The following is a 12,016-nucleotide window of genomic DNA, read 5'->3' as shown; positions in this document are numbered from 1 at the left end:
CCATTCTACCAATCTACTTGCGGATATCCGGCCGGACCTGCTTGGCGATACGGTCGAGTACCGCGTTCACCAGCTTGGGTTCCTCGTCTTCGAAAAATGCCTTGGCGATCTCGACATATTCCGTGACGATCACAGCGATCGGTATGTCCTTGCGTTCCTTCAGCTCGAACGTGCCGGCACGCAGGATGGCGCGTACAGTGGAATCAACCCGGGAAAGCGCCCAGTCGTCCTGAAGGGCTGCGCCGATCATCGGGTCAAGCAGGCGCTGATCGCGCACGACCCCCGAAACGATCGAGCGGAACCACGAGGCGTCGGCCTTGAGATAGGTGTCGCCATCGAGCTCCTGGCCGAGGCGGTACGCCTCGTATTCCGCCACGACCTCAAGCACGCCTGCGCCGCCGACATCCATCTGGTAGAGCGCCTGCACGGCGGCAAGCCGCGCCGCGCCGCGCTGGTTGGCCGGCTTTACCGGCTGCTGGTCCTTATCCGTTGTCACTGTTCGCCGCCCAGTTTTTTCTTCAGCTCGATCATGGTGAGTGCTGCGCGAGCAGCAAAACCGCCCTTGTCGCCTTCCGAACGGCGCGCACGCGCCCAGGCCTGTGCGTCGTTCTCGACAGTCAGGATGCCATTACCGATCGGCAGGCTCTCGCTGACCGCGAGGTCCATCAGCGCGCGGCTGGATTCGTTGGCGACGATGTCGAAATGATAGGTCTCGCCACGGATGACCATGCCGAGCGCGACGAAACCGTCATACCAGGTTCCGCCGTTTTCCGCACCGTCGAGCGCCATGGCAACGGCTGCGGGGATTTCGAGCGCGCCCATGACGGACACGATATCGTAGGTAGCGCCGGCGGCATCGAGCGCATGCTTGGCGCCGTCGAGCATCGCATCGGCCATGTCATCGTAGAAGCGAGCTTCGACGACGAGGAGATGGGGATTATCGGTGTTGGCCATAAATCACCTGAAAATTGGAAGCAAGCCGCGCATCGGCGGACAGAGGCGGCGGTCAAACCACGCCCGACCGTGCTTGGCAAGCATTTTCCGCCCCGTATTGCGATTTCGCCCTCCGGCAAAGGCCCACCGCATGAAACGGGATTGACATATCGGAACAAAATGAGAACGATATATCAATCCCCGGCGCGAGGAAACCGCAATGAGCGAACAGCAAGCCCCAATCGTCAATCTTGCCAGACTGGAACTCGAGCACTGGAGCCAAGGCACGCTCTACGAATCCCGCGACACCGCCTTTGGCGCCCTTCTCGGCCTCAAGGACCTCGGCATCGGTTATGGCGAGGTACCGCCGGGCAAATCCGGCTGTCCCTTTCACAATCATCACGTCGAGGACGAACTTTTCGTCATCCTGCAGGGGCATGGGACCTATCGCTACGGCAGCGAACGGCATCCGGTGGGGCCGGGCGATGTGCTCGGTGCACCAGCCGGCGGGCCGGAAACCGCACACCAGATCATCAATACCGGGACGGTTCCGCTGAAATATCTTTCCATCTCGTCCATGGCGGCAACCGAGATCTGCGAATATCCGGATTCCGGAAAGTTCCTTGCGAAAACCCGGCTTTCGACGGGCGGCAGGACGGAGTTTCGCACCATCGGCCGCGCCGGCGAAGCGGTGGACTACTGGGAGGGCGAGCCCGGCGCGTGATGGCGCTCAGGCGGCAAGCGACACGCGGTTGCGGCCGTCGCGCTTCGACATGTAGAGCGCATTATCGGCATTGCTGAGCAAGGAATCGAAGCTCAGGCATCCGGCATTGCCGAAGGCTATGCCCGCGCTGACAGTACACGTGATGGAGCGCCCGCCGATGGGGATGAGCTTCGCGGCAAAATCCTCGCGAATGCGTTCGGCGATGCGATGCGCGCGATCTGGCAATGTCCGGTCGAGCACGACAACGAACTCCTCCCCGCCGAGGCGGGCGATGCAGGCGGATGTGCCGGACACGTCCCGAAGGACGTCGGCGAAAACCTTGAGCACCGTGTCGCCGGCCGCATGACCGTGCCGGTCATTCACGGACTTGAAGCTGTCGAGGTCGAAGGCGATCGCGGCTGTATGCTCATTGACCTGCACATCGCCATAGCGATCAAAGAGAGCACGGCGGTTGAGCAGGCCGGTCAGGGCATCGGTCATGGCCGCGCGCTGGTGGTTGTCGGCGACACGCCACTGGTTGAGGGCAAGCGACATCGCGCCGATGCCCGTAATGCCGATGATCGCCATGACGAGATTGAGATTTTCCGCCCAGTTTACCGGCGCGCTGCCCATCACCCAACGGCCATCATGAAGAAGCACGCCAGCGCAGAGCGCGAAGGAGATGGCCGTCAGCAGGTAGAGAATGACGATGCCCGTCAATGGCAGTGGCGCCTCCCGGCGACCCTGCCAATATTCCCACGCCGTGGCGACGAGGCAGCCGGCAACCAGCAGGTTGAGCGCGATAAAACCGATGCCATCATACCCGGCGATGATTGGCGGCAGGGCAACCAGCGAGCATGCCGTGAACACCGCTGCGATGCGCCAACGCCCGCTGCGCCCCGAGCGAAAACGATAGGACGCACCGTAAATGAAGGCGAAGCCGACGAAATGCATGAGGAATGCAAACACGCCCAGAAAAACGGTCGGCTGGTCGACATAGAGGCCGTAGACGGCCACTGCCGGCACGATGAAGCCGATGCCGATGGACCAGGACAGCAGGAAGCGCTCGACACGCGCGGACATCCACGACGCAAACAGCGTGGCGGACAGGCAAAAGCCGGACAGCCCGATCGCCAGAAGCAGGGTGTGGTAGTCAGGCGTCATGCTTGAGCGTCTCCAGCGGTGCGATGCGGAGACACTAGAAGCCGAGAAGTATCGATATCGTTACCCTCGGGGTGGAAAGCCCCGCCACCCAGCGCTTCGAAATGACACAGGTGCCCGTTATGTCACGCTGCCGTCACGCCTTGGGGGTGGGAAACTCCGCAAGCCGCGCCGCGTAGCGCGCCATCGTGTCGACCTCAAAGTTGACGAAGTCACCTGCCTTGCGTTCACCCCAGGTGGTCACTTCCAGCGTGTGGCGGATCAGCAGCACGTCGAAGACCGCGCCATCGACCGCGTTGACGGTGAGCGAGGTGCCGTCCAGCGCGATGGAGCCCTTTGGCGCAACGAAGCGCTCGAGGCCTTCCGGCGCACGGATGCGATAGCGCGTGGCATCGCCCTCGGCCTCGACGGACAAGATTTCCGCCTTGCCGTCGACATGGCCGGAGACGATGTGGCCGCCGAGTTCGTCGCCGATCTTGAGCGAGCGTTCCAGATTGATCTTGGTGCCGGCCTTCCAGCCGGCGATCGTCGTCAGCCGTAGCGCCTCTTCCCAAGCCTCCACCTCGAACCAGCGGGCATTCGCGCCCTCTTCCGGCAACGCCGTTACAGTGAGGCAGGTGCCGGAATGGGCAATCGACGCGCCCATGTCGATGGTGGCCGGATCATAATTGGTGCGAACGCGAAGGCGAACGCCTTCGTTCATGGGTTCGACTTTCTCGACCGTTCCGATATCCGTGACAATGCCGGTAAACATCACTCGTCTCTTTCGTAATCTTGCAGAACATCCGCACCATAGCGGGCCGTATGGAGGAGCGAAAAGCCGTCCGGCATCCGCTCAGACACACATGGGGATGCGACGCCGTCTTTGCCAATGGTCCCCGCGCCATTGAACAGCAGGATGCGGTCGACAAGGCCGGCGTCGAGGAAAGACCGCGCCGCCCGCGCGCCGCCTTCGACCAGCAGCGAGGAAATGCCGCGTGTAGCGAGCGCCGTCAGCAGCGCATCGAGCCGGCGCGGATCACAGATCAGCACCTCGACGCCGAGCGCCTCCAGCGCCTCGCGGCGAATCGCAAGGGCCGGGTCATCCATACTCTCCTTCGCCGTTACCGTGATGACCGGGACGACGCGCGCCGTTTCGGCGAGCCTCGACGTCGGCGGCAGTTCCAGGCGCGGGTCGAGCACGATGCGAACGGGTGAGCGGGCTTCCAGCCCCGGCAGACGGCAGGTCAGTTCCGGGTCGTCGGCGAGCGCGGTGCCGATGCCGATCAAGATAGCATCCGTCTCGGCGCGCAGCACATGCACCTGTCCGCGCGAAACGGGACCGGTGATGGCCACCTGCCCTGCGCCCAAACGGCCAAGCATGCCATCGGCCGAAACGGCAAGTTTCAGAGTCACATAGGGCTGCTTCTTCGTCTGGCGATTCAAGTAGGCAGCGAGTGCCGCACGGCCTTCCGCCTCCAGCACGCCCGTCTCGACCGCGATGCCGGCATTCCGCAGCATCGAAAGCCCCCTGCCCGCCACCCGCTCATCCGGGTCCGTCACTGCGACGACGACCCGTGCCACGCCGGACGCAATCAGCGCATCGGCGCAGGGCGGCGTCTTGCCGTGATGCGAGCAGGGTTCAAGCGTGACATAGGCAGTAGCACCCCGGGCGGCCTCGCCCGCTTCGGTGAGCGCCTGCGTTTCCGCATGCGGGCGCCCCCCCGGCGCTGTCACGGCCGAGCCGAGGATCACGCCGTCCTTGACGATCAGGCAGGCGACGGAGGGATTGGTAGACGTAAGCCCGAGATTGCGGCGGCAGAGGCGGATCGCCGCTGCCATGAAGCGTTCGTCTTCGGCCAGGCCGGACATCTAGCCGTCCGCGCCCGGATCCCGGGCGATCTTGGCGGCGACTTCGGAGAGGATCTTCTCGAAATCGTCGACATGGGAAAAGTCGCGGTAGACCGAGGCGTAGCGCACGAAGCCCACGTCATCGAGCGCCTTCAGGGCTTCGAGCACCTGGAGGCCGATTTCTTCAGACGAGATTTCCGTCTCGCCGGAGCTTTCGAGGCGCCGGACGATGCCCGAGACCGCGCGTTCGATACGGTCCCGGTCGACGGGCCGCTTGCGAAGCGCGATCTCGAAGGATTTCACGAGCTTGTTGCGGTCGAAGGGGGCCTTGCGACCCGTCTTCTTGGCAACCATCAGCTCGCGCAGCTGCACCCGTTCGAAGGTCGTGAACCGTCCGCCGCAATCCGGGCAGATGCGCCTGCGGCGAATGGCGGCCCCGTCCTCTGCCGGACGGGAATCCTTCACCTGCGAATCTTCCGAACCACAATAGGGGCAGCGCATTCTCGTTCCTTACATGTAGGGGTACATCGGGAAACGGCCCGTCAGCGCGACGACCTTCTCCCGCACGGCCGCTTCGACCGCTGCATTGCCCTCGTCGGAATTGGCGACCTTCAGGCCGTCGAGAACCTCGACGATCAGGTTGCCGATTTCCGTGAATTCCGCTTCCTTGAAGCCGCGGGTCGTGCCGGCCGGGGTGCCGAGACGGACACCGGAGGTGACGAACGGCTTTTCAGGGTCGAACGGGATGCCGTTCTTGTTGCAGGTGACGAAGGCGCGACCAAGCGCTGCTTCCGCCCGCTTGCCGGTGGCGTTCTTCTTGCGAAGGTCGACCAGCATCAGGTGGTTGTCGGTGCCGCCCGAAACGATGTCGAGGCCGCCGGCCTTCAGCGTCTCGGCCAGTGCCTTGGCGTTCTTGACGACCTGCGCGGCGTAATCCTGGAATTCCGGCTGCAGCGCTTCGCCGAAGGCAACGGCCTTGGCGGCGATGATGTGCATCAGCGGGCCACCCTGGAGACCCGGGAAGACGGCCGAATTGATCTTCTTTGCGATATCCGCGTCGTTCGTCAGAACGACACCACCGCGCGGGCCGCGCAGCGACTTGTGCGTCGTGGTCGTCGCAACATGGCAATGCGGGAACGGCGACGGATGCTGGCCACCGGCGACGAGGCCGGCAATGTGGGCCATGTCGACCATCAGGTAGGCGCCGACTTCATCGGCGATCTCGCGGAAACGCTTCCAGTCCCAGATGCGGGAATAGGCGGTGCCGCCGGCGATGATGAGCTTCGGCTTGTTCTTGCGCGCCTTTTCGGCAACGTCGTCCATGTCGAGAAGGTGGTCGCCTTCACGCACGCCGTAGGACACGACGTTGAACCATTTGCCGGACATGTTGACCGGCGAACCGTGCGTCAGGTGACCGCCCGAGTTGAGATCGAGGCCCATGAACGTGTCGCCCGGCTGCAGCAGCGCGAGGAAGACGGCCTGGTTCATCTGCGAACCGGAGTTCGGCTGGACGTTGGCGAAGTCGACGCCGAACAGCTTCTTGACGCGCTCGATGGCGAGCTCTTCGGCAATGTCGACGAACTGGCAGCCGCCGTAATAGCGCTTGCCCGGATAGCCCTCGGCATACTTGTTCGTCATGATCGAGCCCTGGGCTTCGAGCACGGCGCGCGAAACGATATTCTCGGAGGCGATCAGCTCGATCTCATGGCGCTGGCGACCGAGTTCCTTCTCGATGGAACCGAAAATATCCGGATCGGTATCGGCAAGGGAACGCGTGAAGAAAACTTCGGTGGCGGAAGACTGGCTCATCCTCGAGGCTCCTTTAGGGTAGGTGGCACGGTGTTTATCGTCCTCGCATGGCAAGGGCAATATCCGCTCCACGGTTTGCGCCATTTCCACGCGCCTTATGCGATAAAAACGACAAGGCGATAAAAGCCGAAACGACAAAGGCCCCGCATTCCCGTGGAATGCGGGGCCTTTGAAAAAATCAGACAATTTGCCTTATTGCGGCAGAAGGTCGCTGTCGACGGCCTGGCCGCCTTCCTGGTTGTAACCGGTCTGGAGGGCAAGCTCGGTTGCGCCGTCCTTCTGGTAGATGTCGTCGCGGAACTGGACGACGCGGTCCTTGGCAGACCAGGCGGTGATGTAGGTAAAGAAGACCGGCACTTCCTCCGTCAGCTTGACCGGCGTGTTGACGCCGCTCTTGATCGTCGCTTCCATCTGCGAGCGCGACCAGCCGGGTGTATCCTTGAGCAGCCAGAGCGAGAGGTCGCGCACGTTCTGAACGCGCACGCAGCCCGACGATTCGAAACGCATCAGCTTATTGAACAGGCCCTGCTGCGGCGTATCGTGCATGTAGACCTGGTGCTCGTTGTGGAAGTTGATCTTCGTCGACGACATCGCGTTGATCTTGCCCGGGTCCTGACGGAACATCAGGTTCGGTGCCTTTTCGGCATTCCAGTCGACCGTTTCCGGTGAGACTTCGCCACCCGAACCGTCGAACAGGCGGATCGCGTTGCGCGAAAGGTAGGTCGGATCCTTGCGCATCAGCGGCATGATATCCTTCTGGATGATCGAGCGCGGCGCGGTCCAGTAGGGGTTGAGGATCACTTCGTAGATCTTGGAGTTCAATACCGGCGACTGGCGGTCGATCTTGCCGACGATGGCGGTGTGGCGCGAGGCGACGCGACCATTCTCGACAGCTTCGATATAGGCGGCCGGAATATTGACCACGACATAGCGGCGGCCGAGGTCGCCGGACATGGCCTGGAGGCGCACGAGATTCGTCTGGAGCTGGCCAAGACGAACGACGGCGGTCACATTGAGGGCCTTCTGCGTGTATTCGCCGACGGCACCGTCGGGTGGCAGGCCATGACGCGCCTGGAAGCGCTTGACGGCGCCGTCCACGTAGGAATCGAAGGCGCCGTTCGTACCGGCGGAGCGCGGCAGGTCGCCGGAAATGATCAGGCGCTGGCGCAGCTGCTGGACGGCCGGGTCGGAGACACCCATTTCCATCTTCTGCTGCGTATTGACCATCGGCCAGCCACCGCTGGAGACGATGTTCTGGTAATCGGCGATCGCCTGCTGGAGATAGCCGGACGTACCGGAACCGAAAATCGGGTTGTTGGAGACGACGGCGGTGGCGGTGCGCGAGGCCTCGGCGTCGAACTGGTCGTCCCAGTTGCCGCGGCGCGGAGTATTGAGGATGTCATCGAGCGCTGTCTGGGCGAGCACGGGGCCGGCCACGGCGGCGGCACCGAAGGTTGCGGCAGAGCGCAGGAAGGCGCGGCGCGAGAACACATCAAATCCGGTTTTGCGAGACATTTATCCTACCATCTCCTGAGCGCCGCAACGGGCGGCGAGGTGCACGCGGCACATCGACCAAAGGTCCATACCCGATGCAGCTATCACGAACAGGGTTAACAAACGCAAACCGGCCCTGCCGCTCGCGCATACCTTAAGCCCCTCATCCGGGTGTCACAGCAATATGGCCAATTCGTGTCTCGGGGCCTTACGCACCGGCCATGCGGAGAGGCAGGCGAAGAATTGAAAAGCCGGACGCGCAGGGAACGCGGCCGGCTTTTAGGGAGGAGGTCGGAAATCTCGGCAGAAATTACAGGCGATAGAGGATCGAGTCGTTCCAGAAGCGATCGAGACGCTGGAGCAGCTTGTTCATCTGGCTGAACTCGCCTTCGCCGATGCCGCCGACCTTCTGGATCGAGCCCGTGTGGCGTTCATAGAGCTTGGCGACGGTTTCCGCGATTTCCTGGCCGCTTTCCGTCAGGCTGATGCGGACGGAGCGACGGTCGATGCGCGAGCGCTGGTGGTTGATGAAACCGAGATCGACCAGCTTCTTCACGTTGTAGGAGACGTTCGAGCCGAGATAGTAGCCGCGGGAGCGAAGTTCGCCGGCGGTGAGTTCGGAATTGCCGATGTTGAAAAGGAGCAGCGCCTGGACGGCGTTGACGTCGGAGCGACCGGCGCGGTCGAACTCGTCCTTGATGACGTCGAGCAGGCGACGGTGCAGACGCTCGACGAGGTGGAGGGATTCCAGATAGAGGTTGCGGATCGCGTCTTCCTGCGGGTCGACGACGGGGGCCTGCTGCGGCTTCATCTTGGTGTTCATGGTTACTGCCTCACTGTTTTGTTTGGCGGTGTGGTTTGTTTTCCCGCCTTGAGTGAGAACCTAACGAATGCATCTAAAATTCTACTTAAACTGCAGGCTTAACAGCGCCTTACCGGAGGGCGACTCTGTCTCAGGGTGAATCAGGTCTTACCGTGCGGGTTTGCCGGCGCCGCTGAATGAAGAGCGCCGCCTGGAAAAGAACGAAGACGATGGCCACCGCGCCATGCGCGAAAACAAGCAGCCGGTCGATGCCGAAAATGGACGGATAGACCTCATGCATGGCGACCTCGGTCGCTGCCGCCAAGAGCCAGATCACCGGCCCCCAGGAGACGAGAAGCCAGAGGCCGACGGCGGCCACGGGGAAAAGCACGGCAAGCGCCGTATAGGCCGCCTTCCATGCCGGCGGCAGCAGATCGAACCGCCCCTGCCCGTTGAAGGAGAAGCCGGTCAGCATCGCCCAATATTGCAGCGCGAACCACAAGGAGCCCACCGCCACCAGGCGCAGGAACAGCATAAACAGCGTTTCGGTCAGGCTCGGTCTGGGACCTTTGGCAGAATCAGCAACCATGGTGCGGACAGTAAGGGCAAGGCCGACCGGCATAAAGCCCGCCAGAGCATTTAGCAGCAAGACGGAAGCATATGGCCTTGCACACATAATACGGCAGAGCACTTGCACGGCCATATGCCGCAGGCCTCCCCTGTGCTGGTGATTTGATTGCCGGACCCGGCGTGATAAGGAGGCGTCAAGCGGATCGTGCAGAGGAAAAGGCAACATGACCGGCAGAACCATTGTCGACGACATCACCGGCAGCCGCCGTATGCGGCGCAACCGGAAGGCCGACTGGACGCGTCGCCTCGTGCAGGAAAACCGCCTGACGGTCGACGATCTCATCTGGCCGGTCTTCGTGGTGCCGGGCACGAACGTGGTCGATCCCGTCGCCGCCATGCCGGGCGTCAACCGCATGAGCATCGACAAGCTCGTCGAAGCGGCGAAAGAGGCTGCCGACCTCGGCATTCCCGCGCTCGCAACCTTCCCGAATATCGAGATGTCGCTGCGCGATGAGACCGGCTCGCACTGTCTCGCCGCCGACAACCTCATCAATGAAGCCACACGCGCCATCAAGAAGGCCGTGCCGAACATCGGCGTCATCACCGATGTCGCGCTCGATCCCTTCACCAGCCATGGCCACGATGGCGTGCTGCGCGGAGATGTCATCGTCAATGACGAGACGGTCGAACTCGTGGCGAAGGCCGCCGTCATTCAGGCTGATGCCGGCTCCGACATCATCTCCCCTTCGGAAATGATGGATGGCCGCGTCGGCGCGATCCGCCGCGCCCTCGATGACGCCGGCCACCAGAATGTCGGCATCATGTCCTATGCGACGAAGTTCGCCTCTGCCTTCTACGGTCCCTATCGCGATGCGATCGGTACGGGCGGCCTGCTGAAGGGCGACAAGAAGACCTACTACATCGATCCGGCCAACGGCACCGAGGCGATCCGTGATGCAGCACTCGACGTCGAGGAAGGCGCCGACATGCTGATGGTCAAGCCCGGCCTGCCCTATCTCGACATCTGTTGGCGCATGAAAGAGGCCTTCAGCCTGCCGGTCTTCGCCTATCAGGTCTCGGGCGAGTACAGCCAGATCAAGGCCGCCGCGATGAACGGCTGGATCGACGGCGAGCGCGTCATGCTCGAAACCCTGCTCGCCTTCAAGCGCGCGGGCTGTGATGGTGTTCTTACCTACTTCGCGATGGACGTCGCACGGCATCTCGCCCGCAAAGGCTGAACTCCAAAGCGCCCTCCTCCCCGCATGCCGGCCCTGAGCCGGCGTGACGGAGGAAATTTCTGCCTTTGACTCACCCGTTGTTTTCCATCAGAGCATCCCCATATCAGTGGCATGTTCCATTCGGGAGACAACGAGATGAGTGCGGATTTCAATGAAACGCGGGTTCCGACGACGGACTGGCAGGCCTATCGCGGCGTGCTGTCGCGGCGGATTTTTGCGTTTCTGATTGACTACGCGATCGTCGCGCTGCTCTGGATTCCGGCCGCTGTCGTGGTCTTCTTCCTCGGCATCCTGACGCTCGGCCTCGGTTTCTTCCTTTATCCCGCGCTTTTCGCCATCGTCGCCATGCTCTATTTCGGCCTGACCATGGGCGGCCCCAGCCAGGCGAGCGCCGGCATGAACGCCATGGGGCTTGCGCTTGCCCGCGTCGATGGTCGCCCCGTCGATTTCCTCACGGCGATCGTGCACCTCGTGCTTTTCTGGATCGGCAATGCGCTGCTGACACCGTTCGTCGTGCTCGTCGGCCTCTTCACCGATCGTGGCCGCCTGTTGCACGACCTTTTGCTCGGCACCGTGGTGGTTCGCCGCGACCGTTATTGACAACCAGCCAAAACGGGCAGGCGAAATCCTCCGGTTGACCTTTTTTTGAACTAGGCCATGGTATTGGCATAGAAGTGTCACACGACGGAGTCGCCTCACGGCCGATGAATACGCAGGCAACATCCTCCCCGCAATTCTATCTCACCGCGCCGGCGGCTTGCCCCTATCTGCCGCAGGAGATGGAGAGGAAGGTGTTTACCCACCTGGTGGGTGAACGCGCGCCGGAGCTGAACGATCTCCTGACCCAGGGCGGCTTCCGCCGCTCGCAGAACATCGCCTATCGCCCGGCCTGCGAAACCTGCCGCGCCTGCATTTCCGTGCGCATCCTCGTCAACGAGTTCAAGCCGCGCCGCTCCATGCGCCGGGTGCTCGCAACGAATGCCGATCTCATCGCATACGAATATCCGGCCGAGCCATCGAGCGAGCAGTACTCGCTGTTCCGCCACTATCTCGATGCCCGCCACCAGAAGGGCGGCATGTCGGACATGTCGGTGCTCGACTATGCGATGATGGTGGAAGACACCCACGTCAACACGAAGATCATCGAATACCGCCTGCGCGAGGAAGGTGCTGGCCTTAAGGAGCGGCCGCAGGGCGAGCTTCTGGCCGTGGCGCTCACCGACCGCATGGGCGATGGCCTGTCGATGGTCTATTCCTTCTACAATCCGGAGCGCGCCGACCGCTCGTTCGGCACCTTCATGATCCTCGACCATATCCGTCGCGCCAAGGCGCTCGGCCTGCCGCATGTCTATCTCGGCTATTGGGTCAAGGGATCGCGCAAAATGGACTACAAAACAAAGTTTTTGCCGCAGGAACACCTGATGCCGCGGGGTTGGGAACGCTATGATGGGGAAAATACCGAAACCCAGCCGTAGA

The 12,016-nt window shown here is 62.4% G+C and carries 14 protein-coding genes; 4 read left to right on the top strand and 10 right to left on the bottom strand.

The genetic code is table 11. The features are described 5' to 3' along the window. Window positions 1–13 precede the first annotated feature (13 nt). Window positions 14–496, bottom strand: coding sequence for a transcription antitermination factor NusB (nusB, locus tag ACT6VE_RS06340; protein ID WP_444797761.1), 483 nt, complete (start codon window positions 494–496; stop codon window positions 14–16). After that, a complete protein-coding gene (gene ribH / locus ACT6VE_RS06335) occupies window positions 493–954 on the bottom strand; it encodes a 6,7-dimethyl-8-ribityllumazine synthase (RefSeq protein WP_444797760.1) in 462 nt (153 codons plus the stop codon). Before ribH ends, nusB begins: the two co-directional genes overlap by 4 nt. Before the next feature lie 199 nt (window positions 955–1,153). Between ribH and ACT6VE_RS06330 the strand changes: the two genes are divergently transcribed. Beyond that, window positions 1,154–1,657 (top strand): cupin domain-containing protein, encoded by a 504-nt coding sequence (locus ACT6VE_RS06330; RefSeq protein ID WP_444797759.1) that lies wholly within the window; start codon window positions 1,154–1,156, stop codon window positions 1,655–1,657. A 6-nt stretch (window positions 1,658–1,663) separates the two neighbouring features. On the opposite strand, the gene ACT6VE_RS06325 is transcribed toward ACT6VE_RS06330, so the two are convergent. The 8 genes from ACT6VE_RS06325 to ACT6VE_RS06290 all read right to left on the bottom strand — a co-directional run bounded on the left by ACT6VE_RS06325 (window position 1,664) and on the right by ACT6VE_RS06290 (window position 9,354). Continuing rightward, window positions 1,664–2,800: a diguanylate cyclase gene (locus ACT6VE_RS06325; RefSeq protein WP_444797758.1), complete on the bottom strand. Its 1,137-nt coding sequence runs from the start codon at window positions 2,798–2,800 to the stop codon at window positions 1,664–1,666. Window positions 2,801–2,933: 133 nt separating this feature from the next. Next, window positions 2,934–3,551, bottom strand: coding sequence for a riboflavin synthase (locus ACT6VE_RS06320; protein WP_444797757.1), 618 nt, complete (start codon window positions 3,549–3,551; stop codon window positions 2,934–2,936). Beyond that, the gene (ribD, locus tag ACT6VE_RS06315; protein ID WP_444797756.1) at window positions 3,551–4,648 is read right to left on the bottom strand and encodes a bifunctional diaminohydroxyphosphoribosylaminopyrimidine deaminase/5-amino-6-(5-phosphoribosylamino)uracil reductase RibD; all 1,098 of its coding nucleotides are present in this window, start codon (window positions 4,646–4,648) and stop codon (window positions 3,551–3,553) included. Before ribD ends, ACT6VE_RS06320 begins: the two co-directional genes overlap by 1 nt. Further along, entirely contained in the window at window positions 4,649–5,128 is a 480-nt protein-coding gene (gene nrdR / locus ACT6VE_RS06310; RefSeq protein WP_069059189.1) for a transcriptional regulator NrdR, read from the bottom strand. Between the two features lie 9 nt (window positions 5,129–5,137). Next, the gene (gene glyA / locus ACT6VE_RS06305; protein WP_444797755.1) at window positions 5,138–6,436 is read right to left on the bottom strand and encodes a serine hydroxymethyltransferase; all 1,299 of its coding nucleotides are present in this window, start codon (window positions 6,434–6,436) and stop codon (window positions 5,138–5,140) included. 192 nt (window positions 6,437–6,628) lie between these two features. After that, complete coding sequence (locus ACT6VE_RS06300) at window positions 6,629–7,951, bottom strand: L,D-transpeptidase family protein (RefSeq protein WP_444797754.1); 1,323 nt, start codon at window positions 7,949–7,951, stop codon at window positions 6,629–6,631. A 289-nt stretch (window positions 7,952–8,240) separates the two neighbouring features. Beyond that, the gene (gene ldtR / locus ACT6VE_RS06295) at window positions 8,241–8,753 is read right to left on the bottom strand and encodes a transcriptional regulator LdtR (RefSeq protein ID WP_444797753.1); all 513 of its coding nucleotides are present in this window, start codon (window positions 8,751–8,753) and stop codon (window positions 8,241–8,243) included. 130 nt (window positions 8,754–8,883) lie between these two features. Further along, complete coding sequence (locus ACT6VE_RS06290; RefSeq protein WP_444797752.1) at window positions 8,884–9,354, bottom strand: DUF6163 family protein; 471 nt, start codon at window positions 9,352–9,354, stop codon at window positions 8,884–8,886. 172 nt (window positions 9,355–9,526) lie between these two features. Here ACT6VE_RS06290 and hemB point away from each other — a divergent pair, with 172 nt between their 5' ends. From hemB to ACT6VE_RS06275, 3 genes are all read left to right on the top strand, one after another. Further along, the gene (hemB, locus tag ACT6VE_RS06285; RefSeq protein WP_444797751.1) at window positions 9,527–10,540 is read left to right on the top strand and encodes a porphobilinogen synthase; all 1,014 of its coding nucleotides are present in this window, start codon (window positions 9,527–9,529) and stop codon (window positions 10,538–10,540) included. A 135-nt stretch (window positions 10,541–10,675) separates the two neighbouring features. Then, entirely contained in the window at window positions 10,676–11,140 is a 465-nt protein-coding gene (locus ACT6VE_RS06280; protein WP_444797750.1) for an RDD family protein, read from the top strand. Window positions 11,141–11,244: 104 nt separating this feature from the next. Then, window positions 11,245–12,015, top strand: a complete 771-nt coding sequence (locus tag ACT6VE_RS06275) for an arginyltransferase (protein WP_444797749.1) — start codon at window positions 11,245–11,247, stop codon at window positions 12,013–12,015. Window position 12,016 lies beyond the last annotated feature (1 nt).

Origin of the sequence: Shinella sp., assembly GCF_052438155.1 — a bacterium.
Classification (GTDB): domain Bacteria; phylum Pseudomonadota; class Alphaproteobacteria; order Rhizobiales; family Rhizobiaceae; genus Shinella.
Note: the sequence above shows the minus strand (reverse complement) of the source record. Positions and strands in the feature narration are given on the sequence as shown.

Coding starts and splice junctions, on each gene's coding strand:
- nrdR (WP_069059189.1), bottom strand. CDS start 5,128: ATGCGCTGCCCCTATTGTGGTTCGGAAGATTCGCAGGTGAAGGATTCC.
- ribD (WP_444797756.1), bottom strand. CDS start 4,648: ATGTCCGGCCTGGCCGAAGACGAACGCTTCATGGCAGCGGCGATCCGC.
- glyA (WP_444797755.1), bottom strand. CDS start 6,436: ATGAGCCAGTCTTCCGCCACCGAAGTTTTCTTCACGCGTTCCCTTGCC.
- ribH (WP_444797760.1), bottom strand. CDS start 954: ATGGCCAACACCGATAATCCCCATCTCCTCGTCGTCGAAGCTCGCTTC.
- ACT6VE_RS06290 (WP_444797752.1), bottom strand. CDS start 9,354: ATGCCGGTCGGCCTTGCCCTTACTGTCCGCACCATGGTTGCTGATTCT.
- ACT6VE_RS06330 (WP_444797759.1), top strand. CDS start 1,154: ATGAGCGAACAGCAAGCCCCAATCGTCAATCTTGCCAGACTGGAACTC.
- ACT6VE_RS06275 (WP_444797749.1), top strand. CDS start 11,245: ATGAATACGCAGGCAACATCCTCCCCGCAATTCTATCTCACCGCGCCG.
- ACT6VE_RS06325 (WP_444797758.1), bottom strand. CDS start 2,800: ATGACGCCTGACTACCACACCCTGCTTCTGGCGATCGGGCTGTCCGGC.
- ACT6VE_RS06320 (WP_444797757.1), bottom strand. CDS start 3,551: ATGTTTACCGGCATTGTCACGGATATCGGAACGGTCGAGAAAGTCGAA.
- ldtR (WP_444797753.1), bottom strand. CDS start 8,753: ATGAACACCAAGATGAAGCCGCAGCAGGCCCCCGTCGTCGACCCGCAG.
- ACT6VE_RS06280 (WP_444797750.1), top strand. CDS start 10,676: ATGAGTGCGGATTTCAATGAAACGCGGGTTCCGACGACGGACTGGCAG.
- hemB (WP_444797751.1), top strand. CDS start 9,527: ATGACCGGCAGAACCATTGTCGACGACATCACCGGCAGCCGCCGTATG.
- ACT6VE_RS06300 (WP_444797754.1), bottom strand. CDS start 7,951: ATGTCTCGCAAAACCGGATTTGATGTGTTCTCGCGCCGCGCCTTCCTG.